Origin of the sequence: Hyphomicrobium sp. LHD-15 (assembly GCF_031157355.1) — a bacterium.
In the GTDB taxonomy this organism is placed as follows: domain Bacteria; phylum Pseudomonadota; class Alphaproteobacteria; order Rhizobiales; family Hyphomicrobiaceae; genus Hyphomicrobium_C.
In genome coordinates this window covers 1,458,404-1,481,199 of sequence record NZ_JAVIFT010000001.1, presented here as the reverse complement: position 1 = coordinate 1,481,199, position 22,796 = coordinate 1,458,404, and the positions used below count along the sequence as shown (strand labels likewise).

Below are 22,796 nucleotides of genomic sequence, written 5' to 3'. Positions count from 1 at the left end.
GCTCGATGTGCGGGCCGAAGTTCTGCTCGATGGAGATCACCCGCGAAGTCCGCGACTACGCCTCGAGGCTGAATGAAGCGGCCGTTGAGTTCGCCGAGGAGACGACGCGGATAGATCCTAATTCCGACCCGCAAGCCGGCAAGGACGCCCCCGTCCGCGAAGCGGGCATGCGTGAGATGAGCGAAAAATTCCGCGAACTGGGCAACCAGATCTACATCGACAAACCCTGATCGGCATACGCGCTGGAAGCGCAGCCGACTAGGGTCGGGCGGCGGCGCCCCAGGGGTATCGTCCGACCCGAATGGATTTGACGGCAGACAGCGACGCCACATCGATCATGGTGACGTCGTTGGAGCCGCCATTTGTCGTGACCAGCAGTTTGTCGTCTCGGGTGAGTTCGAGATGCCAAACCCGGATGCCCACCAAAATATATTTCTTGACCACGCCGGACTGTGCATCCACGACCGCGACGCGATTGGCAGACCCCAATGCGACGAATGCGTTTTTCCCATCCTTCGTGAGGCGAATTCCGACCGGCGTTATGAGATTTTTGGTGACGCCGGGCACCTCGAAGGTGACCGTTCTCTCGATCGCGCGTGTCGCAACGTCGATGACGGAAACCGTTCCCGCAATCTCGGATGAAACCCAGAGCTTCTTGCCGTCGGCGGAAAATTCTGCATGACGCGGACGCGCGCCGACAAGGACGTTGTCGGCGATCTTGAGCGTCGCGGCATCGATGAGATGCACCATGTTGCTAGTCTCTGAGGTCACCGCAACAATTTTTCCGTCCGGCGATACGGCAATGCCTTCAGGCTCGACGCCGACGTCCACACGCCCCAGAACCTCGCGGGTTTGCACGTCTATGGCCGTCACGGCCGCACTGTCCTCGTTTGCCGTGTAAAGGCGGAGGCCATCGCTTGCGACAGCCAGTTGCTCCGGATCGTCGATGTTGTCGAAATCGCGGACGTGTTCGTAGGTATGCGCGTCGAACTCCTGAATGGCGTTGCTGTCGCTCGCGCAAAGAAAGAGCTTTTTCCCGTCGGGAGAAAGTTTGAGGCCGCGCGGGCGCTGCCCCACGCGCAAGGTATGCACAACCTCCATCTTGTCGATATTGATAACGGAGATGGTGTTGTCCTGCTCGTTGCTCACGAAAACTTCGTGGGCTTTGATCGTTGAAGGCGCACACGTCAGGAGCCCGAGGGCGACAAGTCCGGCTTGGATCCGCATGTTCCAGTCCATTCGAATTGGGCTGTGAATGAGGTGGCGAGAGGCGCGCGACTGCCGTCCGCATCGCGAAACCGATTCACGAAAACGGATTCTCTACGCCGGGAGGCGCGAAGATGTGCGCTGCTTCTCGCCATCGGAGGTGTGCAAGCGCTAGTCAGCGCTTGCACAACGTCTTGAGCCGATCGGGCGTAGCGATCAGTTGCTTGGCGGCTGTTGCGCAGCCTCCAGCGCCCGCTTTCTGATGAAGTTTTGCAACGCCGTCAGGTCGTCGTCGGAGAGGTTCTTGAACCTCGGCATACCGTTGGTCGAGAGAGCACCGCCCTGGACGATGGTCTTGAACTGCTCGGTATGCACGACAGCCTCGGACGCACGAAGGTCAGGCGTGTAACCGCCCGAGACCGCACCGGCGCCATGGCACCACGCGCAGGACGCCTTGTAGACATGCTGTCCCTTGTCGACCAGCTTGTCGTCGGGCGTGAAGTCGGTGGGCGTCAGAACCTTCGCGAAGGTGCGCTCGCCAACCACGGGCATGGGCTTGTCGGCACCGACGGCAAACGTCAGCAGCTGACGCTGTTGCGCGCGGTATCCCCATCCGTATTGAGCCATCGAGCTTCCGCCGCCGTACGCGACAGCAGCACCGCCGAACCCGACCAGGACCGAAACGTACTGGGTCCCATCGACGGAATAGGTGATCGGAGGCGCGCTGATGCCGCTCCCCGCGTTGACCGCCCAGAGCTCCTTGCCGTCACGCGCGTCATAGGCTGCGAACTTGCCGTCGATCTGGCCTTGGAACACGAGATTTCCCGCCGTGGTCAGCGTGCCCGCGTTCCAGTAGTTGGGTTGCGGGATCTCCCAGGCCTTCTTCTGCTTCACCGGATCCCAGGCGAGCAAAGAGCTGGTGCCGGCGTCCTTCGGAATGTCGTTGCCGAGGCCCACATCCACGCCGACGTCGATCTGAAACGACGGCTTCTTCCAGGAATTGAAGTCGATGGTCGAGTCGTCCCAACGGGTCGCCAATTCCATCTTCGGAATGTAGACCAGCCCGGTGTTCGGATTGTACGACATCGCATGCCACGAATGGGCACCGAACACGCTCGGGTAGATCGTGACGGGCTTGCCCTCGTAGCGTGCGCCTTCCGCCTCGATCGGTCGGCCGGTTTTCATGTCGATGCCGGTCGCCCAGGTGACTTTTGCGATAGGCTCCGCCGAGAGCAGCTTTCCGTCCTTGCGGTCAAGAACGTAGAAGAAGCCGTTCTTGGGCGCGTGCATCAGCACTTTCTTTTTGCCCTCGCCGGCCTTCAGCTCGAGGTCCGCGAGGACGATGTCCATCGTGGAGGTATAATCCCAGGTCTCTCCCGGCGTTGTCTGATAGTGCCACTTGTACGATCCGGTCTTCGCATCGAGAGCGACGATCGAGCAGAGGAAGAGGTTGTCGCCGCCTTGCGGGCTGCGGAGTTTCTGGTTCCAGGGACCGCCGTTGCCGGTTCCGATCAGAATTTGATCGTACTCTGCGTCATAGGTGAACGCGTTCCAGGTCTGGCCGCCGCCGCCGATCTTCCACCACTCGCCGGTCCAGGTCTTGGCCGCCATCTCCTGTGCTTTGTCCTCGAAGCCGTCGGCAGGGTTGCCGGGAACGACATAGAACTTCCAGGCCTCCTTGCCGGTGTCGACGTGATAAGCGGTGATGAAGCCGCGCCCGCCACCTTGCTCGGAACCGCCGTTGCCGATGATCACCAGATCGCGGAACGCCTTCGGAGCGCCACTGATATGAAGCGGCAGCTTCGGATCGAATGTCTGCGTGGTCCAGACCGGCGAGCCGGTTTTCGCGTCCAGCGCGATGAGGCGGCCGTCGGCCGTCGCGATGATCACCTTGCCTTTATAGAACGTCAGGCCTCGGCTCCAGCCCCACATCATGCGGGCGCGGTCGCCGGCATGCTTCAGCGTCTCGGGGTCGTATTCCCAGATCAGCTTTCCTGTCTTCGCGTCGACCGCGCGTGCGACGCTGTAGCTACCGGTGAAATACAGGACACCATCGACGACGAGAGGAGTTCCCACGAGCGCACGATCTTCCGGCAGCGGAAGCGACCAGGCCAGACCCGTCTTTCCGACGTTTTCGGCATTGATCTGGTCGAGCGGGCTGAACCTCTGCTCGCTATGATCGCGTCCATAGGCCAGCCAATTGTCTTTCTGCGCCGGATCGGCCAGCGCAGCGTCATCGACCACGGTATCGGCCGAAGCGTCGTTCCAAAAACCGGAGAACGTACTGGCCACGGCCAGCATCATCGCTGTACCGGCAATACGCCTCAATCTGTCCGCCTTCATCCTTGTCCCCTCCTCAGGGTGTTTCCTGTCCTAAGACTTTTCGTTCCGTTTTTTATTGGGGAGGTCTCGTTACTGGCGCAGCCGCGAGTCCTGACCACTCCATCCGATCGCCAGGATATGCGAGGCCCTGCGAGCAGCGTGGAACCGCCCCCATGCGAATTACCTTTGGCCAGATCGTATCAGGCCCGGATCGCATCCAACGGCGAAACCCCCGCTGCCTTCGATAGGCAGGGGTCTGAGCAGTCGCGGCACGTAGTGCCTCATCTCGTTTCCTCCAGCATGCAGGCTCGCCTGTTAGGGCGGCCCGTTCTCTCGTTGCCGGGATTATCGGGGCAAGGCTCATGCCAAACACGAACTAGAGCGTTTCCGTGCGAATCCGGCGATCACGCAGCAAGCATTTGTCGCGGTGCTGCTCCACATGTTGCGAACGCACTCCGATGCGCATTTCGCACGCCGCGCGCATGATGCATCGCACCATCGCGAGAGATGTCGTTTCGAGATTGAGATACCGCGTCGCGCGCCGGAAAGAGAGCTCAATCAACGCGGCACAGGAAAGTTTTTCGGCGCGGAGTCTCTTATTTCCCGCCGCGTCGTTTCACTGATTTTCAGTCGCCCCTTTGTCGCGCCGCGCATGCGACGCATGTCGCAAGGACGAGACGTGCCGCGCCCCGGATTGCCCAATGGCGCCGACGTTTCCCGCCGTCCGTCAAGGCTTTAGTCCCCGCGCAATGCTCTGGCACGAACAATGCGTCTACACATCTGCACGCGAGAGACAGGCTGACAGAGATCCAAGCCGCGATTGTCGCGCGAATAAAAAATAGTTTTCGGGGAGGATAAACTTGCTTCCGACACGCGATCAAAAAGTATGGATGTACGAGACCATGCTCGTCAGCCGATACTTCGAAGAAACAATTGAAGCGATTTATCTTGAGGGCAAGAAGCCGGTTTTCAATATGGCCAAGGGACCGATTCCGGGAGAGATGCATCTCTCCAACGGACAGGAGCCTTGTGCCGTCGGCGTGTGCGCGCACCTGACACCGAAGGATGTCGTCACCTCCACCCATCGCCCTCACCACGTCGCCATCGCCAAGGGCGTCGATCTGAAGAGGATGGCGGCGGAGATCTTCGGAAAGAAAACCGGTTTGAGCGGTGGCCGCGGCGGCCACATGCACATCTTCGATCCCGATGTGAACTTCAGCTGCTCGGGCATCATCGGGCAGGGCATGGGACCGGCGGTCGGCGCCGCGCTCTCGCGCAAGCTGCAAGGCAAGGAAGGCGTTGCGGTCGCCTATATCGGTGAGGGCGCCGCCAATCAGGGCGCTTTCCACGAAGCGCTCAATCTGGCCGCGGTATGGAAGCTCCCGGTGATCTTCGTCGTCGAAGATAACGCATGGGGCATTTCCGTCGCCAAGGCGACGTCCACCGCGGTGCCGAACAACGCCATGCGGGCCCAGGCCTACGGCATGCCCGGTCATCTGATCCCCGGAAACGATCCCATCGCGATCTACTCCGCCGCGGGTGAGGCCATTGCACGCGCCAGAAGCGGCGGGGGACCGACGCTCCTGGATATCGAAACCGATCGTCTCGCCGGGCACTTCATGGGCGACGCCGAGGCGTACCGTCCGAAAGGCGAGCTCGACGCCTTGCGAGCCAGGGATCCGATCCCCGCGCTTGCCCGGCGTCTGCAAGCCGAGGATGGCCTGAGCGATGACGACAACGGCGCGATCATGGCGAGGGCCCGCGGCAGGGTGGACGAGGCGATCAAGTTTGCACGCGAAAGCGATTACCCGGCGCCGGAAGAAGCGCTGGACAAGGTGTTCGCCTGACGAGCGCGCCAGCTGGTTCAGAAACGACGTAACCAAAAAATTACAGGAGAACGCCCATGTCTTCCGTAGCTGCTGCTGCGGTCAACGAGCGCCGGCTGACGATCGCGCGCGCTATGGCTGAATCGATTGCCCAGGAGATGCGGATCGATCCGCGGGTCTTCGTAATGGGCGAGGACGTCGGACCGCTCGGCGGCGTGTTCGGCAACACCCGCGGCCTGTTCGATGAGTTCGGCGCCGAGCGCGTGCGCGATACGCCGATTTCGGAAACGGCATTCATGGGCGCAGCCGTTGGCGCCGCGTCCGACGGCATGCGCCCCATCGTCGAGCTGATGTTCGTCGACTTCTTCGGCGTCTGCTTCGACGCGATTTACAACTCGATGGCTAAGAACACCTACTTCTCGGGTGGCACGGTCAAGGTGCCCGTGGTGCTCATGACCTCGACGGGCGGCGGCTATTCGGATGCCGGACAGCACTCCCAATGCCTCTACGGAACCTTCGCGCATCTTCCCGGAATGAAGGTCGTAGCCCCGAGCAACGCCTACGACGCCAAGGGTCTCATGACCACGGCGATCCGCGACGAAAACCCCGTGATCTACATGTACCACAAGGGGCTTCAGGGTATGGGCTGGCTCGGCACCGAGCCCGCGGCCACGGTCAATGTTCCGGAAGAAAGCTACACGATTCCGTTCGGCAAGGCGGCGATCGTGCGTGAAGGCAAGGACGTCACCATCGTCGGCGTGGCGATGGGCGTCCACAATGCGCTCAAGGCTGCCGAGAAGCTGGCGACCCAGGGCGTGAGCGCCGAGGTCGTGGACCTGCGGACGCTCGTCCCTCTCGATCGCGAGACCGTGTTCGCGTCGGTCGCCAAGACCGGCAAGCTGATCGTCGTCGACGAGGACTATCAGAGCTACGGCATGACCGGCGAGATCATCGCCAGCATTGTCGAACGCGATCTTTCCGTTCTCAAAGCCGCGCCTCAGCGCGTCGCCTATCCGGATATTCCAATTCCGTTCACTCGGCCGATGGAGCAGTTCGCTCTGCCGAACCCCGAGAAGATCATCGAAGCCTACGAAAAAATGAAAGGACGTCGCGGATGGCGGTGGATGTAAAGATCCCAACTGATCTTTGGGAAGAGGACGCAGAGGCTGCCATCACGAGCTGGCTCGTCTCCGACGGCGCCAACGTCTCGGAGGGCCAGTTGATCGCGGAGATCATGGTCGAAAAGGTCCAGTACGAGATCCGTTCTCCGGGCGCCGGCACCATCAAGATAGGGCTTCCGGTGGAAGCCGTCGTCGCAAAGGGCGGCTCGATCGCAACAATCTCATAATTCGACGAGGAACTGAGCCGTGACGACTGAAATACAACCTCGCGCCGACGCGGAGATCCCCGACCGCATCATTCCGCTCACCGGGATGAGAGGGATGATCGCGTCGAAAATGAAGGAAAGCATTTCGACCTCGGCTCAGTTGACCCACATCGCCGAATGCGATGCGACGGCCCTCAACGCGGCGAAGGCACAACTGGCGGAGCGGGGCCTGAAGGCGTCCGTCGAGGATCTTTTGGTTCACGCCGTTGTCTCTTCGCTGCGCAAACACCCGAGCCTCAATGCGACGCTCGAAGAGAACGCCATCCGGGTGAAGTCCGCGATGAATATCTCTTGCGCGATCGCGTTGCCCGGCGATCTCCTTGTGGCGCCCACGATCTTGAATGCGGATCGGATGTCGTTGGAGGAGAGAATCGTCGCCCGCCGCGATCTCGTCGAGCGCGCGCGTATCAACAAGCTATCGGTGAAGGAGATGACGGCCGGCACCTTCACCCTGTCCAATATCGGCCTGTCACGTGTGCGCTACTTCACGCCAATCCTGAACATGCCGCAGGTCGCGATCCTGGGCATCGGCGAGGCAGGATTGCGCCCCTGGGTCGTCGGTGAAGGACGCATTGAGGCCCGTCCGGTGATGGGACTTTCGCTCACGTTCGATCACCGCGCCGTCAACGGCGCCCCCGCCGCAAACTTCCTGACCGATCTTTGCCAGGCCATCGAACAGTTCAAGATCGAGTAGTCCGTGCTAGCCAGTTTCGAGGATCCGGTGTTGGCAGCGGAGCCTGAGGCTCCGCTCCTGGATTTCACCACCGCGCAGTCCCTCGAAAGGCGGCTGCTCGACGCGGCGGCCTTGCGCGGATTTGGCTGCGACTGGGCCGTCTGGAGAACGCATCAGGCGCTCATCGTCCCGTCGCAAACCGCGAATGCGGCGGGTTTTCATGTGGCGTCCCGTGAGATGTTGGCCCGCGGATGGCCGGTCTACGTCCGCGACACCGGCGGCGACGTGACACCCCAATCACCGGGCATCATCAACGCGTCGGCCGCATTCGTGCTCCCTCGCACGGCCGATCTGAGCATTCGCGCCACCTACCAGCAGTTCTGCGAGCCGCTCGTCGCATTCCTGCGCACGGTCGGCATCGACGCCTATTTGTCGAGCGTGCCGGGTGCTTTCTGTGATGGCGCTTTCAACATCGTGGTCGGTGGCCGGAAGCTGGCGGGGACGGCGCAGCGTTGGCGGCTCACGCGCACCTGTGACGGCGATCCGGCCGTTGCCGTGTTGGCACATGCGGCAATCCTAGCGGATCCGGACATCGATCGCAGCATAGCCGCGACGAACCTGTTCTATCGTCTCTGCGGAGAGTCCCGCGAGGTGGACACGGCCCGGCATACGTCGTTGGCTATGCTTCTGAAGACAGCGCAAACAAGCGCGCACGGCCTCTCGCAGCGCCTGAGCGATTATCTCGCGCAGCAATCAACGCCCGCACTTAGTCCTGCTGGTTAGGAGAGACGATCCCGTACTTGCGGATCTTCCGGTGCAAGGTCGCCCGGCTGATGCCGAGCCCCTGCGCGGCGGTAGTGATGCACCATTTGGTCGCCTTGAGAGCGTCCATGATTTTCTCTTGTTCGACGCGTTCGTAAGCGAGCTCCAAGGTCGCGCTCGGAGGAGCGCTCGCGATCTGTCCCATGTAACGCGAGGCGTCGGCCTTCGCGGAGGTCGAGGTCAGCAGCTCTTCAGGAATGTGGTCGACTGTGATCTCGTGATCGTTGTGAACCGATAGGATCCAGCGGATCACGTTCTTCAATTCGCGCAGATTGCCCGGCCAGCGGTACTTGCGAAAAAGATCCTGCACCTCCGCCGATAGGTTGATCTTCTCGGCGTCGGAGCCAAGTTCGTCCTCGAGGATCCGCGCCACCAGTTCGAGAATGTCGGCCCGCTCCCGCAACGGAGAGATAACGATCTGCGCGCCTTTGATGCGGTAGTAAAGATCTCGCCGAAACCGCCCGGCCTCGACGAGGTGCGGCAGGTCGCGATGGGTCGCGCAAATGATTCTCACATCCACGGAGATTGGCTCGGTCGCGCCGAGCGGGGAAACCTCACGCTCCTCGAGTACGCGGAGGAGATGAGCCTGTAGGTCGGTCGGCATGTCGCCGATCTCGTCCAGGAACAGCGTTCCCCCGTTGCTGGCGACGATCTTTCCGACGCGGCCCGCCTTCAGGCCTCCGGTGAAGGTGCCGGGCGCGTAGCCGAACAGCTCGCTCGCGAGCAGCGTTTCGGGGATCGCGGCGCAGTTGACGGCAACGTAGGGTTTGGCGGCCCGGTTGCTCTCGAGGTGAATAGCCTTGGCAAAGGTGTCCTTGCCGACGCCCGTCTCGCCGAGCAGCAGAAGCGAGATGTCGCGGTCCAGAAGCTTTCTGCAAAGATCCACGTTGTGGCGCATCTTCGGATCGCTGCCTGCGACGCGGTCGAGCGCGAGCGGCACGGATTTTCCGCTGCCGCGCGACTTCGCCGTTTGCTGGCTCGAAACGGCAGGGCCGGAACGCAGCGCCTTCTTCTTCGGAAGGAAGGTCGTCACGTAGAGGTCGGTGCCGTCGGTGCCGTTGAACTTGACGTTGTGCGAAGCCAGAGGCTTGAGGTCGTCAAGCGAAACGCGCCAAAGATCCTGGATGTGCAGTCCGCCCAAATCGGAAAGCTCGGCCACGCCTAGAAAGGAAAGCGCCTCTTGCGTAGCTCCCAGCAAGCGGCCTGATTCATCGGTTGCAATGAGCGCATTCAATGCCAGTGGCATCGACTCCGGCTCGCGCGAAAGCGCAACGATGCAGCTGTTCTGGTGGCACTTCCGGAAGAGCGTTGTGCTGATGCTCGCGGCGGCCTCGCGCACGATGTGGTGCGCGAACGAGCACTCCGAACTATTGGCAACGGACCGCCCGGAGAAATCCAGAACCGCAGCGACGCGGCCATCGGGCGCGAAGATCGGCGCTGCCGTGCAGGTGAACCCTCTCAAGGACTGATTGTAGTGAGCCGCACCAGCGACAGTAACTGGCCGACGTGACACGATGCACGTACCGATGCCGTTGGTGCCGACCATGTTCTCGTTCCATCGCGAACCTGTCGCGAGGCCCTCATGAACCAGCTCACGGCTGGCGGACGAGTCGGCGTAGCCTTGGATAACGATACCGGTCGCGTCGCTGAGCAGCAGGCAGTAGTCGGCGTCACGTGCGACATGCCTCAAGTGTGCGACGGTTGCATCGGATTCGAAGATGATCTCTTCCATCCGCGAACGCAGCTCACGGATATTCTGATCCGTGACGCGCTCGACATCCCGACGCATGGTCGCGTCAAGACCATACTCCTGGACACAACGGTTCCAGGAAGCTTGGATGACCTCGCCACCAGGCGGCTGCCCGGCAAACCGCGACGGATTCTGGGACATCGCCAGATATCTCTATTGGTTGTTCTTTAAGCGTTTCCTGGCACGGAGCTTGCCATTAGTCATGCAGACAAGCAAGGCGAGTTTGTCGCAGATCGATGACATTACGAGCGCAAGATTAAGCAGTTCGCAGCCTCCGCAGAGCGGCGCGCGCGACGTCGCTTGGATATCGTCAGTCCTAGTCCGAAATGGCTTGTCGGAAATTCGATTTGCTAGAGTGAGATGACAAGCATCCATTCTAGAAGGGCACGTCGCGACAGCTAGAGCGGCAACCATCGCGGGCCGACACGCAACGTCACTGGGCAGCCACTCCTCGAAAAAAAGCGCGGCTGGGTTAACGGCAAGCCGGCCGGCATGTCCGGGTTTGATCATGCCGGCCGTAACAGATCTCGAAAGAGCTGAGCTTTGTGAAAGCTACTCTCGTGGTCCGCCGTAGCCGTTGAGCTCGCCCGTCGCCAGCGTGTTCTGATAGATGAAGAAGCCGGCCAGCGCGGCTGTGGCGCTCTTGTCGATATCGAGCTTCGGCGTTTTCAGCGCATGCACGGTGAAGGTGTAGCGGTGCTTTCTGCCTTTGGGCGGGCAGGGACCGAAGAAGCCGGGCTTTCCGAGATCGGTATTCCCTTCGACCGTACCGGCAGGCAAGACGCCTCCCTTGATCGATCTTACGTCGGATGGAATGTTGTAGACGACCCAATGCCAAAAGCCGCTGCCGGTCGGGGCGTCATGGTCGTAGAAGGTGATCGCATAGCTTTGCGTTCCCTCCGGCCCCGCGTCCCAAGCGAGATCCGGCAGCTTGTTGCCGCCGCTGCATCCGAAGTTGTTCCAGAAGTGGTCGTTGCTGATCGGCTCGCCTTCCTTGAACGTCGGGCTGTCAAGCGCGAGCGGCTTATCGGTGCCGGTCGGCGGTGCAACCAGTGGCACGCTGACAGCGGTGGCGATGAAACCACTCGTTGCCAAGAACGCCGCCGCCAGCGCTGTCGCTTTGAAATTGATCATAGGTGTTCTCCGTGGATGGCTAGATGTGGATGGCCTGACCGGCCGCGGACAGCGCGCTTTCGTGCATCATTTCCGACAAGGTCGGATGCGGAAAGATCGTCCAGCCCAGGTCGCGTTGCGTCGCGCCGCACTGCATGGCGATCACAAAACCCTGGATTAGCTCCGTCACCTCCGCGCCGCACATGTGCGCGCCGATCAAACGTCCGTTCCCGGCATCGAAGATCGTCTTGACGAGACCCTCGGTCTCGCCCAACGCGATGGCCTTCCCGTTCCCTCGAAACGGGAAGCGGCCAACCAGAATCTCGATACCGGCCTCTCGTGCGCGCGCTTCCGTCAAGCCGACACTGGCGATCTGCGGATGGCAGTAGGTGCAGCCCGGAATTCTGTCCTTCGCAATCGCATGAGCCGGACGCCCGGCAATCGCCTCGATGCAGGCGACACCTTCATGCTCCGCCTTGTGAGCGAGCATGGGTGGACCGGCCACATCACCGATGGCGTAAATACCGGGAACATTGGTGCGCCCGAGCGCCTGCGTGGCGATCGTTCCGTTCCTGAGTTCGATTCCGAGAGCTTCGAGGCCAAGGTTCTCCGTGTTGCCGACGACGCCGACAGCCGAAAGCAGCCGCTCCGCAGAAAGCTCCTGCGTGGCATCTTTGTTGATCACCGTCGCGCGTATCCCGTCCGGGTCCTTCGCAACCGAGGCGACGCGCGCATCGGTCAGGATCTTGATCCCGGATTTTTCGAACTGCTTGCGGGCAAATGCGGCGATCTCCGCGTCTTCGGCCGGCAAAATCTGCGGCAGCACCTCGACCACCGTGACGTCGACACCGAGTGTCCGATAAAAGCTGGCGAACTCGATTCCGATCGCGCCCGATCCGACGACGATCATGGATTTCGGAATGGACGGTGGGTTCAACGCCTCGAAATAGGTCCAGATGCGATCGCCGTCCGGTTCGAGGCCAGGCAGCACGCGTGGCCGTGCGCCGGTCGCGACGATGATGTGGCGCGCTTGATAGGTGCCGGGCCCGAGGACGGCCTTGGGTGCGGGATGTTGCGGCTGAACGGCCGGTTTCGCGGTCGGGTGGACTGTAACTTCGCCCGCAACGGCGCTGGGCGCCCGCGTGACCGAGGCCTCTCCCCAGATGACATCCACCTTGTTCTTCTTGAGCAGAAAGCCGACGCCCGTGTTGAGCTGCGCCGAGATCGATCGCGAGCGTTGAATGACGGCGGCCGGATCGTAGCTGAGCCCGTCCGCCTTGAGGCCGAAATCCTTGGCGCGGGAGGCGAGATGGAAAACTTCCGCCGTGCGGAGCAACGCCTTGGTCGGAATACAGCCCCAGTTGAGGCAGATGCCGCCGAGGTGCTCCCGCTCGACGATCGCGCACTTGAGCCCGAGCTGCGCGCCGCGTATCGCCGTCACGTAGCCTCCAGGTCCGGCGCCAATGACGATTACATCGTAGACTGCGTTGTCCATCGTGTCCTTTTTGGTGGGAAATTACGAGCCTCGCGGAATGGCCGCCGCGAGGCTCCTCTCTGGAGAAATGGCGGGCCCCACGAGGAGGCACCGCGGATGATCGACGGCGGAAGGGATCAGACGTGACCGCGCTGCATTTCTCCAGCGAGATACTCGGCCTGACGGATGGCCAACGCGACAATCGTCAACGTCGGGTTCGGCGAGCCGCTGCCCGTGAACTGGCTACCGTCAGAAACGAAGAGGTTCTTGATGTCGTGGGATTGGCCCCACTTGTTCAAGACACCATCGCGCGGCTTTTCGCTCATGCGATTGGTGCCCATGTTGTGGCTCGCCGGATAGGCAGGCAGGTTATAGATCTCCGTCGACCCGAGCGCGTTGTAGATCTTTTCCATCTGCTGATAGGAGTGGTTGCGCATGTTGGTGTCGTTCGGGTGGTCGGTCTTGTAAACGACAGGCGCAGGCAATCCGTACTGATCCTTCTCGGTCGGATGCAGCTCGATGCGGTTCTGCTCCTGCGCCAGGTCCTCGCCGCAGATCCACACCCCCGACATGTACTTGTACTTCTCGAGCGCGCCCGACACTTTGCGCCCCCAGCCAGTCGGGCCAGGGACCAGAAACGCCGAGAGGAACCCGAGCCCGAGAGCCAGCTTCTCGATCGTGTAGCCGGCAACGAAACCTCGCTTCGGATCGTTGTGCGCTTCATCTCGGACGATGCCGGCGACCGCCGTGCCGCGGTTCATGTGAACTTCGCCGGGCATGACCGCGTAAACGCCCGCTGTCATGTGCGTCATGTAGTTCCGGCCCACTTGCCCCGACGAGTTGGCAAGCCCGTTCGGAAACATGTTCGAAGCCGAGTTCAGGAGCAGCCGGGGCGACTCGATGGAGTTGCCCGCCACGCAGACGACCCTGGCTTTCTGTCTCTGCGTTTTGCCCTCGGCGTCCGCGTACACCACGCCGGTCACCTTGCCGGTCTTGTCGTGCTCGATCATCAGCACCATGCAGTTGGTGCGGACTTCGCAGTTGCCGGTCGCCTGCGCCTTGGGCAATTCGGTGTAGAGCGTCGACCACTTCGCACCGAGCTTGCAGCCCTGCATGCAGAACCCGATCTGCTGGCAGGCCGGGCGATCGTCTCGCTCAACCGAGTTGATCGACATCGGGCCCGCGGTGATTTTCGAGTAGCCGATCCGGCGCGCGCCTTCGGCCAGCACCTTGAAGTCCGCGCTCCAGGGAAGGTGGGGCATTCCGGTTACCTCTCCGGTGGTGCCCATCTTCAGCTCGGCCTTGTCGTAGTAGGGCGAGAGTTCCGCCAGCGTAATCGGCCAATCGATGACGTTCGCCCCGACGACCTCTCCGTTGGTCGTCTTCATCTTGAACTCGTGCTCCTGGAAGCGGATCGAAACGCCGGCCCAGTGCACTGTCGAGCCGCCAAGACCTTTTACGATCCAGGCGGGGAGGTTGGGATGGTTCCGCGCGCCATGCCAGCCGCCGGCGGAGAAGCGTTTGTCGAGCCACGAGATCTTGGAGAACATCGCCCATTCGTCGTTCTCGATGTCGTCCAGGCTGAGCTTGTTGCCTGCTTCCAGCACGACGCATTTCACGCCCTTCTGGGCAAGTTCGTTGGCCATCGTACCGCCGCCCGCGCCGGAGCCGACGATGACGACGAGGCTGTCGTCGTTGAGATCGAATTTAGCAGTCATGAGTTTCCCCCCGAGGAGATTGAGCCGGCGTTAGAACCAGTCGATTTTGTCGAAGCCCTTGTCGATGAAGCCGCCGGTCTCCCAGGACGACCCGTCGTATCCGAACTTCGGCCACAGGGTTTTGTTATTGTAGAGCCCCATCAGCAGGCCGCCCTTGATCTTCTGGAAGAAGTCCGTGAGCTCGATGGTTCGGAGAACGCCTTCTCTCTCCTCCGGTTTGGAAATCGCGATGTAGTTGGCTTTGTAGATGTGCTGCGCGCGCTGCTCGAGATCCGCGAGGCCCTTACTCAGAAGATCCGCGACCTCGGGCGAGCTTTCCGCTTCGACGAGGATGGCGTCGAGCACCGCCTGATAAGGTGCATCGTCCAGAAGGTCATCGTGGGGGTAGATGTCGCGCGCAACGCGGAGCAAGGTTGTTTTCTGGTCCGCATTCAGCGGAGCCGCGAGAGCGCCCGGCGGAAGCGCCGGAAGGGCTAGTGCGGCGGTGACGAGCATCATCGATTGGAGCAGACGACGGCGCGTGACTTCAGTCCTCGCGGCCGCAGACGCTCCGACCTGCATTGGTGGATTGTACATAGTGTCCTCCCGATGCCGTCGGTTGTTGGCCTCTGAACCGAGGCTCTTGTGACGGCTGACGTAAGTTCCGCAAATTGCGTGCCAACGGAAGAAAATCTGAAACCGCGGAAGACCCCGGTTTTCGGGGCGCCGTCATCTCATCGGTGCGCGACATCCGCGCTGCCGATGCGGCACCTGTCGCATCCTGCCGGACACCGGAGAAGATTTAGGAGCTCGGAGATCAGGTCCGGCCGGGGCTGTGACGTGAGCCTGGCACGGACGCATGCAAACGCTTCAGTGGGAAGCGGGCTGCTTGGACAAATAGTTCAGATAAGCGACAAGCTCCCAGATCTGCTCTGGTGTGAAGGTTTCGCCCCAAGGCGGCATCACATCCGATCCGGTACGTCCCTCGGTGATTGTCTTGTGCGCGTCCGCCGGAGTGAAATGGGTGTTGCCCTTGAAGCTCGGCGTCTTGCCGCCTTCGCCCTCGGAGCCGTGGCAGTACGCAGCGCAGTTCGCCCCGAAGCGCTTCTTGCCGGTTTCAATTCTCGCCGGATCGGACAGGTCGAAAGGAGCGGTGATCGCGCCGGCATCATCTGCAAACGCCGAATGATCCAGAAACACCGAGGTCATCATGCAGATCAGTGCGAAGCGCAGGCCTTGACGGTTCATCTATCCGTGATCCCCAGACTAAGAAATGGAAACGGCCGCCAAGGCTTATGTCTCGGCGGCCGTCAGATGCTAGCAGGTGTTAGTCCACCGTGAATACGAGCAGTGCTGCGCCGCCCGGAAGATCCTTGATCTTCGGGAATGCGCCGCTGAGGAAGCCGGGTGCGTGAGAGCCGAGTCCGGTCGGAATGGCGATGTACTGCTTGCCATTGACCGCGTAGCTCACCGGCCCGCCACGCGCGCCCGAGCCGGCATTGAACTTCCACAGCTCCTTGCCGTTATCCGCGTCGTAGGCGTAGAGATTGCCGTACATGTCGCCCGTGAACACCAAGCCACCTGCGGTCGAGAGAACCGAGCTCAGCGGCGGCATGTCGAAGCGAACCTTCCAGGATTCCTTGCCGGTCAGCGGATCGAATGCGGCGAGCCAGCCGTCGGCCTTCTTACCCGGCGGGTCCGTCAGCTTGATGTCCGCAAGTCCGAGCGAAAGCGATCCCACGCCGGCAGGCTTTTCCTGCTTGGCGCTGGTGACGTGATTGCAGACCTCCATGCCGTGCGAGTACCAGAGTTTCGTACCCGGGTTATACGAGCCGTGGTTCCAGCTGCGTGCGCCGAGCAAGTTCGGGCAGTGCAGCTTGGTCTTGTCGGTCTCGGGGAAGTTCGGCTCGATCGGGATACCAGTCTTCGGATCGACGCCCTTCGCCCAGTTCATGTTCTCGGTGTACTGCCACACGTTCTTGATGTCGCCGTTGTCCTTGTTCATCACGTAGACAAAGCCGTTTTTGTTGAGATGAACGAGGGATTGCGAGCCCTTGCCATCGGGTACGAGTAGCGCCTCGTAGGCCGAGTCGAAGTCCCAGGTATCGTTGGGGACTTCCTGCCGGTGCCATTTGATCTTGCCCGTCTTCGGCTCGAGCGCCAGCACGGTTGCCGTGTAGAGATTGTCGCCTTCGCGCCCCTCGCGATTGAAGTCGGGAGCAGCATTGCTCGTGCCGATGTAGATCGTATCGGTCGAAGGATCGTAGGTTCCCGGCAGCCACGCTGAGCCGCCGCCCACATTGCGGCTATCGCCCGGCCAGCTCTTGGGATCGTCCTTCGGGATGTCGAAGGTCCAGGCTCGCTCGCCGGTATCGGCGTTGACCGCAAAGATCTTGCCGATGATCGGCTGATCGCCGCCGGTCGTGCCTCCGAACAGGATGTCGCCGGCCAGCTGGGGCGGCGACGAGAACAGAGCGCCGTACTCGTTCTTCATGTTTGTCAGTTGGGTCGACCAAAGCTCCTTGCCGGTCTTCTGGTCCAGCGCGATGAAGCGGCCGTCCAGCGAGCCGATGAAGACCTTGCCCCTGCCGACGGTTACGCCGCGGCTGGCGGACTGGTAGAAGACCTGCTTGACGATCGGATCGAGCTTCGCCGTGTAGCGCCAGATGACCGCTCCGGTCGCCGCATCCAAGGCGAACACGTTGTTGTCGGCAGCGATCGTGTACATCACGCCGTCGATGACGATCGGCGTCGCCTGAAGACCATGCGTGATCACCCCGGGCTGATGGATCCACGAGATGTGCAGCTTCTTCACGTTGTCCTTGTTGATCTGGTCCAGCGGGCTGAACCGCCAGGCATTCGGACTGCGGTGATACTGCGGCCAGTTGTTCGGATCGTCGAACCCGGGCCCTTTGCCTTCAGCGCTTGCGGCTCCAGCACTCAGCAAGACAAGTGCTGCCCCGCCCACGATGCTTGACCAGGAGCGCTTCGGCTCCATTCTTTTGAGCATGTTTCTCTCCCCGTCGCCCGCCATCGGGCAAACACTTCGCCATGACTTGACGGCATCGATCGATGCAGGCTCTGTGCCAAGACCCGGGAGTTTGTCCTACCCCTTATTTCTGCTTTTCCCACACAGTATTTCCATAACTACACGGGAAGGAAGATGCGTCATGTGACGCGTTACTATTGTCGCATGCTCAAGCGAAATCACCGCCAGAACGTCGAACTCCGACGACGAAAGGCGTACAGCGCGCGTCCGCAGTGAGGAACATCTGCGGGCGGAGGAAAATAAACAGAAAGACGAAGTTCCTGAAAAGATCGGGACTCGGAAGAGCCTGCGAACTGCCAGGTCGGCCGCTTCGGAATTTCTGCTCGGGCGCTTTGATAGAAAGAAATGGAATTTCCATTCAAAATGCGACTCCAGCCCATTTAATTAGGCCGCATTAGGCGCTGCCGAAAAAACCGCCCGGGCAGGGCGGCGAGCCGACGCCAGAAAGCGTCGCGCGACAATTGTCGCACGGGGTTTTCGCTTGTCCGAACGGGGCGGGATCTACGTCCTTACCGGCATGCCGGTAAACCGTCGAGTGCAGCGTTCAGTGTTGCGTGATGGCCACGGTTTGCGACGGGTCGCGGAAACGGGTGCGACACCGGGTTGCGCCGCACTCCATTGTTTTAACTCAAGTTCTTGTTGCCACCGAATGCAGAATCGTTGCGGGAGATATTCCCGGAACGGTCGCCGGACCGTGGGGTGTGCTCGATTGGCACAGCCCTTGCTCACAACATCAGCGACCGGATGAAATCGGGTGCCGGCATACCTGGAATTGGCCAACCAAGCCAATGCCCAAGGACAGAAGCGTAAAAGGTCTTCGAAGCGGGAGCGCCAAAGCGTGAGACGGGGGTTTTTGAACCTTTGGCGTCCGATCGAAAAGACAACAATAAGGAAACTAGAAGACTACGACGGGAAAGGGCCTAACACGATGAACGGGGGAGTGAAAAACCGGGTTTTATGCGCTTTGATTGCATCAGCCGGGTTGTGCTTTGGTATCGATACCGCCAAATCGGCGGATCTCGGCGGAGATTGCTGCGCCGACCTGGAGGAACGCGTTGCCGAGCTTGAGGCGACGACGGCTCGCAAGGGAAACCGCAAGGTCTCGTTGACGATCTCTGGTTGGGTGACCCAGCAGGTCATGGGATGGGATGACAGCATCGAGTCGGATGCCTACGTCGGCACCAGCTTGAACGATCTCGGCGACCGTTTGCATTTCGACGGCAGCGCGAAGATCGACGCGGAATGGTCTGCTGGCTATAGCGTGCGTCTCGACATTACCGGAGCGAACGGCTTCGTTCAGGATGCCAACAACGCCAACGGAGGAAGCGGCCCGCCGGGCAGCCTCAACTCGTATTGGTGGCTGAAGAGTGAGCGTCTCGGCCGCGTCTCGGTAGGTCGCCAAAGCCAGGCGTCAGACGATACCTGGGTTGATCTTTCCGGCGCCGGCAGCATCTTCGCCGCAAACCTCGTGATCTTCGACGGTCAGAACTTCCAGCTCGTCCCGGAGGGCACAGGCACGCGGGCGAAGGCCCGCTGGGGTGATGTCGCGACCTGCTACACGGTCGGCGTCGGCATCTTCGCAGACTGCGGCGGCGATCGCACCAACAGCGTGCGTTACGATACGCCGACCTGGAACGGGTTCGTGCTCTCGACCTCATGGGGCGAGGACGATTTCTGGGACGTCGCGCTCCGCCACGCCGGCCAGTTCGGTTCTTTCAAGACCGCAACGGGCATCTCCTATCAGGACAATACGTCCAAGCGCATCAACACGACCACGGACTCCGAGCTTTTCCAGGTCAACTTCGCGTTCCTGCATGAGCCCACGGGTCTGTTCGGCAGCGTCCACTGGGGACACGAGACCCCTGAGGGCGCCAAGGAGACCAACCAGCTCTATCTGAAGGCAGGTGTCCGCGCCGGGCTGAACGGCCTCGGCAAGACCGTGTTCTACGGTGAGTACGGCCAGGACGACGATATGTTCAGCGGCCTTACCGGCGGCGCGGTCTTCAGCGGCGTCACCGATATCTGCGATGGTTTCGCAGGCACCGGTGGCAACATCGATACGGCTTGCGGTGTCGCCGCTTCCGTTGATCCGACGGGCTCGACGTTCCGCCGGTTCGGCTTCGGCGTCGTCCAGGAAATCGATGCCGCATCGATGGCGATTTGGCTCAAGTACAAGAACTACAGCGCGGATGTCGACTTCACGGCCGATGGCGTCAAGGGCAAGGAGGATTTCGAAGACCTCCACATCTATGCCCTCGGTGCAGCGGTGTTCTTCTAAGGTTTGGGGGAGCGTGAGGGAGCGCTTGGCTGCATGATGAACCTCTTCCAGAGGCAGCCTGACGTTCCCTCACATTTTTCTCCGACACGTTTCTACCCAAGGTGCGACGACCGAAGGGCAGCGCTTTCCCAATCGCGCTGCCCTCCGTTTTTCCTGGAATGCGGCGCCGTGCCGTCGGGCAGTTTTGCTCGCCGTTTCGGCCCCGAAAGCACGCGATCGAGAGCGTGAGCTTCAGACATCGACATGAGCCCCGACACCGAGTGTCTCCGTCTGGGCTGCGGTTCGCAATGCGTTCGCCGCAGCCGTTGATCTCACTGCCCACAAAGGAAGACTGAATGACATACCTTGAGCAAAATCGCGAAATTCTCACCGCCGCGCGCAACCTGACCCCACAGCAGAAGCGCATCTTGTTCCTCCTCTCTCTCGGGTATCAGAACAAGGTGATCGGCGCCGCTCTCGGCCTGACCGAGAGCTCGATCAAGTCTCACATGACCCAGATTCTCAGTGCGCTGTCCTGCACCAATCGGACGCAAGCCGCGCTCGTCGCCTTGTGCCTTCAGAACCAGCTGAAGATCGACGACATCGTCGGGCGCCGCCGCGTGCCTGCGGATAAATGCATCCCGACGGATCACCAGATCGATATCGATTTTCTCGGCGGCAACCCGCTGCTCTCACAGCTGGGCTATCGTTTGGGAAGTGGCGCTTCGACCTTCTGAAGCCGTCCCGAGGTAACGGGGCCGCGGCTTGGCTCGCGGCCCGTCACGCTCAATAAGTCACGATCAAAAATCTACATCGAAGGGCGCGATACTATTTCTCGAGGAGCGACGACAGCACCGCGACTGCGTCATCGGTTTTGCCCGCAAGCTCGAGGCCGATGAACCGATCTATCGCCCGCTCGTGGGCAGCCAGGAAATCGAGCGCCTTCTTGTCAGAAGGGCGCGCGCCGTCGGCGAGGCGATCGTAAAGGGCGACGTAATCGGGAATCCATTTCGCCCAGTCCTCCAGAATTTCGCGATACGTCTTGCCGGCGTACTTCCTTGCGAACGCCTCGCCCTCGGCCACGTTGGTATCACTGAGCGCAATTCCATAGCGCGCGATCAAGGCCTCGAGTTCCGCAGTCGTTCGCGCCTCGAGCGCAGCCAGCAGATCGAGCTTGTGACGATGTTCCTCGCCCGCGATCTCGGCCAGTGCCTTGAAGATCACCTCGCCTTGGATCTCTCCGTCAGCGGCCTTTCTGATTTCGGAGATGTAATCGTCTTCCGTGACCACCATCGCGCGCCTCCTGAGAATTCTCGGAATAATCCATAAACGGTTTGCTTCAGCAACACAGCCCCGGTCGCCCACCGGCGAAGCAAAGAGCATGCGAACCGGGCCCGTCCGAGCTCCGCCTATGACGACACTGCGTCCAGTTACCCCTTGGCCCACTTATCCGGCGCGGCTACGCTCCGGCCGAAACGGAAACGCGTTCGAGGCTCCATGGCATCCGGCGACCCAACATCCGATGAAAACGCGGCCTACATCTCCGCGACAGCCGAAACGCTCGGCCTGACCATCAAGCCCGAGTGGATGGAAAACGTGGCCCGCTTCTTTGCTGTCGCAAAGGACATGGCCGCATTCGTCGCCGCGAGCGGCGCCTTGACGGACTCCGAGCAGGCCCCGGTGTTCGAGCCCAGAGACGCCGAATGACGACACCGCCGACAACCGCCCGCGAGATCGCCACCGCTGTCACCAACGGAGACATCTCGGCCGTCGAGGTCACGCGCCGGGCCTTGGATCTCATTGCGGAGAAGGACGCCCATATCGGCGCCTTCACCGAGGTCACCGCCAAGCGCGCGCTCGTGGAAGCTGAAGCCGTCGACAAGCGCCGCCGCAACGGCGAGCCGCTAGGCCCATTGGCGGGCGTACCGTTCGGCGTAAAGAACCTCTACGACGTCGAAGGAATTCCCACGCTCGCTGGATCGAAGATCAATCGGGCCCATCCGCCCGCCACAGCCGATGCCGTGCTGATCCAACGTATGACCGCGGCGGGCGCTGTCCTGCTCGGCGCGCTCAACATGGGCGAATATGCCTACGACTTCACCGGTGAGAACGCCCACTACGGTCCCGCCCGCAATCCGCTTGATCCCACCCGCATGTCGGGCGGATCCGCCGCCGCGGTCGCGGCCGGCTTCGTGCCGGTCTCGCTCGGCTCCGATACCAACGGCTCCATTCGCGTTCCGTCGGCATTCTGCGGTCTCTATGGATTGAAGCCCACCTACGGCCGCCTGCCGCGAACGGGCTCGTTCCCGTTCTGCGAAAGCCTCGATCACCTCGGGCCGTTCGCACGCGCCGCGGGCGATCTCGCTCTCTGCTACGATGCCGTCCAGGGAACCGACGACCGCGATCCGGTATGCGCGAAGCGGCCAGTCGCGCTGACCGTCCCGGAGCTTGCGAAGGGCGCGGACGGCCTCAGGATCGCGGTTGCCGGCGGTTATTTTCGTAAGGATGCCGAGCCGGACGCGCTCGCGGCTGTCGATCGCGCGGCCGAGGCGTTGGGAACTTCTCGCGTAATCGACATTCCAGATAGCGCGCGAGCGCGCGCATCGGCCTTCCTGATCACCAATGCCGAGAGCAGCGCCTTTCATCTGGATCGCCTGCGCCGTCAGGCAGAGGATTTCGACCCCGACACGCGCGATCGCTTCCTGGCAGGCGCGCTACTTCCGGCGAGTTGGTACATCGCCGCCCAGCGATTTCGCCGTCAGTTCGAGGAGGCGATGCACAAGGTTTTCGAGGAGTGCGATGTCCTGCTCGCTCCCTCGACGCCCATGAGCGCGCCTCTGCTCGGGCAGAAAACAATGATGCTCGGCGGCCGCGAAGTGCCGCTGCGCGCTAACATCGGTATTTTCACCCAGCCGATCTCGTTCATCGGGCTTCCGGTGGCCGCGGTTCCCGTACGCCACGCCGGGCGCATGCCGTATGGCGTACAGGTCATCTCCAAGCCGTGGCGGGAGGATCTGTGCCTGCGGGTCGCGTCAGTTCTTGAAGCGGCGCGCCTCGCTCCCACACAAGAGAAGGCTGTAGGTCTTGCGTGGTGCGCTGCACACTGAAGTATGTCGCAGCGAGAACGACGCGGCACTGCAGCAATCGCCACCCTATCGAGAGTAATCTTTCTTACCGACAAATCCTCTCACGTCGGATAAGGTTACCGCATCGGCAGGAG

19 protein-coding genes and 1 pseudogene are annotated in these 22,796 nt (G+C 61.4%); 10 read left to right on the top strand and 10 right to left on the bottom strand.

Annotated elements, in window-relative coordinates:
* Positions 1-230, top strand: a pseudogene (locus RCO24_RS06700) (phosphomethylpyrimidine synthase); the annotation flags it as partial.
* A gap of 28 nt (positions 231-258) precedes the next feature.
* On the opposite strand, the gene RCO24_RS06695 reads toward RCO24_RS06700, so the two are convergent.
* Complete coding sequence (locus RCO24_RS06695; protein WP_308960851.1) at positions 259-1,227, bottom strand: PQQ-dependent catabolism-associated beta-propeller protein; 969 nt, start codon at positions 1,225-1,227, stop codon at positions 259-261.
* Positions 1,228-1,422: 195 nt separating this feature from the next.
* A complete protein-coding gene (locus RCO24_RS06690) occupies positions 1,423-3,549 on the bottom strand; it encodes a PQQ-dependent dehydrogenase, methanol/ethanol family (RefSeq protein ID WP_308960849.1) in 2,127 nt (708 codons plus the stop codon).
* Positions 3,550-4,388: 839 nt separating this feature from the next.
* On the opposite strand from RCO24_RS06690, the gene RCO24_RS06685 reads away from it, so the two are divergent.
* The 5 genes from RCO24_RS06685 to RCO24_RS06665 are packed head-to-tail and all read left to right on the top strand — an operon-like array spanning position 4,389 to position 8,197.
* Positions 4,389-5,375, top strand: coding sequence for a thiamine pyrophosphate-dependent dehydrogenase E1 component subunit alpha (locus RCO24_RS06685; RefSeq protein ID WP_308960846.1), 987 nt, complete (start codon positions 4,389-4,391; stop codon positions 5,373-5,375).
* Positions 5,376-5,431: 56 nt separating this feature from the next.
* Positions 5,432-6,484 carry an alpha-ketoacid dehydrogenase subunit beta gene (locus RCO24_RS06680; RefSeq protein WP_308960844.1) on the top strand — a complete coding sequence of 351 codons (1,053 nt, stop codon included), beginning with the start codon at positions 5,432-5,434 and terminating at the stop codon, positions 6,482-6,484.
* Complete coding sequence (locus tag RCO24_RS06675) at positions 6,469-6,702, top strand: lipoyl domain-containing protein (RefSeq protein WP_308960842.1); 234 nt, start codon at positions 6,469-6,471, stop codon at positions 6,700-6,702. The genes RCO24_RS06680 and RCO24_RS06675 overlap by 16 nt, the downstream gene beginning before the upstream one ends.
* 19 nt (positions 6,703-6,721) lie before the next feature.
* Positions 6,722-7,435 carry a 2-oxo acid dehydrogenase subunit E2 gene (locus RCO24_RS06670; protein ID WP_308960841.1) on the top strand — a complete coding sequence of 238 codons (714 nt, stop codon included), beginning with the start codon at positions 6,722-6,724 and terminating at the stop codon, positions 7,433-7,435.
* 3 nt (positions 7,436-7,438) lie between these two features.
* The gene (locus tag RCO24_RS06665) at positions 7,439-8,197 is read left to right on the top strand and encodes a hypothetical protein (protein ID WP_308960840.1); all 759 of its coding nucleotides are present in this window, start codon (positions 7,439-7,441) and stop codon (positions 8,195-8,197) included.
* Here RCO24_RS06665 and RCO24_RS06660 read toward each other — a convergent pair.
* The 7 genes from RCO24_RS06660 to RCO24_RS06630 form a co-directional block, all read right to left on the bottom strand.
* On the bottom strand, positions 8,181-10,127 hold the full coding sequence (locus RCO24_RS06660; RefSeq protein ID WP_308960838.1) for a sigma-54-dependent Fis family transcriptional regulator: 1,947 nt from the start codon (positions 10,125-10,127) through the stop codon (positions 8,181-8,183). The genes RCO24_RS06665 and RCO24_RS06660 overlap by 17 nt on opposite strands.
* A gap of 411 nt (positions 10,128-10,538) precedes the next feature.
* Positions 10,539-11,120 (bottom strand): YbhB/YbcL family Raf kinase inhibitor-like protein, encoded by a 582-nt coding sequence (locus tag RCO24_RS06655; RefSeq protein WP_308960836.1) that lies wholly within the window; start codon positions 11,118-11,120, stop codon positions 10,539-10,541.
* Positions 11,121-11,139: 19 nt separating this feature from the next.
* The gene (lpdA, locus tag RCO24_RS06650; RefSeq protein ID WP_308960834.1) at positions 11,140-12,594 is read right to left on the bottom strand and encodes a dihydrolipoyl dehydrogenase; all 1,455 of its coding nucleotides are present in this window, start codon (positions 12,592-12,594) and stop codon (positions 11,140-11,142) included.
* Between the two features lie 116 nt (positions 12,595-12,710).
* A complete protein-coding gene (locus tag RCO24_RS06645) occupies positions 12,711-14,291 on the bottom strand; it encodes a GMC family oxidoreductase (protein WP_308960832.1) in 1,581 nt (526 codons plus the stop codon).
* A 30-nt stretch (positions 14,292-14,321) separates the two neighbouring features.
* Complete coding sequence (locus tag RCO24_RS06640; RefSeq protein WP_308960830.1) at positions 14,322-14,867, bottom strand: Twin-arginine translocation pathway signal; 546 nt, start codon at positions 14,865-14,867, stop codon at positions 14,322-14,324.
* A gap of 273 nt (positions 14,868-15,140) precedes the next feature.
* Complete coding sequence (locus RCO24_RS06635; RefSeq protein WP_308960828.1) at positions 15,141-15,518, bottom strand: cytochrome c; 378 nt, start codon at positions 15,516-15,518, stop codon at positions 15,141-15,143.
* A 79-nt stretch (positions 15,519-15,597) separates the two neighbouring features.
* Entirely contained in the window at positions 15,598-17,280 is a 1,683-nt protein-coding gene (locus tag RCO24_RS06630) for a PQQ-binding-like beta-propeller repeat protein (RefSeq protein WP_308960826.1), read from the bottom strand.
* 1,003 nt (positions 17,281-18,283) lie between these two features.
* On the opposite strand from RCO24_RS06630, the gene RCO24_RS06625 reads away from it, so the two are divergent.
* Complete coding sequence (locus RCO24_RS06625; RefSeq protein WP_308960824.1) at positions 18,284-19,597, top strand: porin; 1,314 nt, start codon at positions 18,284-18,286, stop codon at positions 19,595-19,597.
* A 335-nt stretch (positions 19,598-19,932) separates the two neighbouring features.
* Positions 19,933-20,313, top strand: coding sequence for a LuxR C-terminal-related transcriptional regulator (locus RCO24_RS06620; protein WP_308960823.1), 381 nt, complete (start codon positions 19,933-19,935; stop codon positions 20,311-20,313).
* Positions 20,314-20,404: 91 nt separating this feature from the next.
* Here RCO24_RS06620 and RCO24_RS06615 read toward each other — a convergent pair whose 3' ends face one another.
* A complete protein-coding gene (locus tag RCO24_RS06615; protein WP_308960822.1) occupies positions 20,405-20,869 on the bottom strand; it encodes a hypothetical protein in 465 nt (154 codons plus the stop codon).
* 204 nt (positions 20,870-21,073) lie between these two features.
* Between RCO24_RS06615 and RCO24_RS06610 the strand changes: the two genes are divergently transcribed.
* Both RCO24_RS06610 and RCO24_RS06605 read left to right on the top strand, forming a co-directional pair.
* Positions 21,074-21,283, top strand: a complete 210-nt coding sequence (locus tag RCO24_RS06610; protein WP_308960821.1) for a DUF4089 domain-containing protein — start codon at positions 21,074-21,076, stop codon at positions 21,281-21,283.
* Positions 21,280-22,683: an AtzE family amidohydrolase gene (locus tag RCO24_RS06605; protein WP_308960820.1), complete on the top strand. Its 1,404-nt coding sequence runs from the start codon at positions 21,280-21,282 to the stop codon at positions 22,681-22,683. The genes RCO24_RS06610 and RCO24_RS06605 overlap by 4 nt, the downstream gene beginning before the upstream one ends.
* Positions 22,684-22,796: the final 113 nt, after the last annotated feature.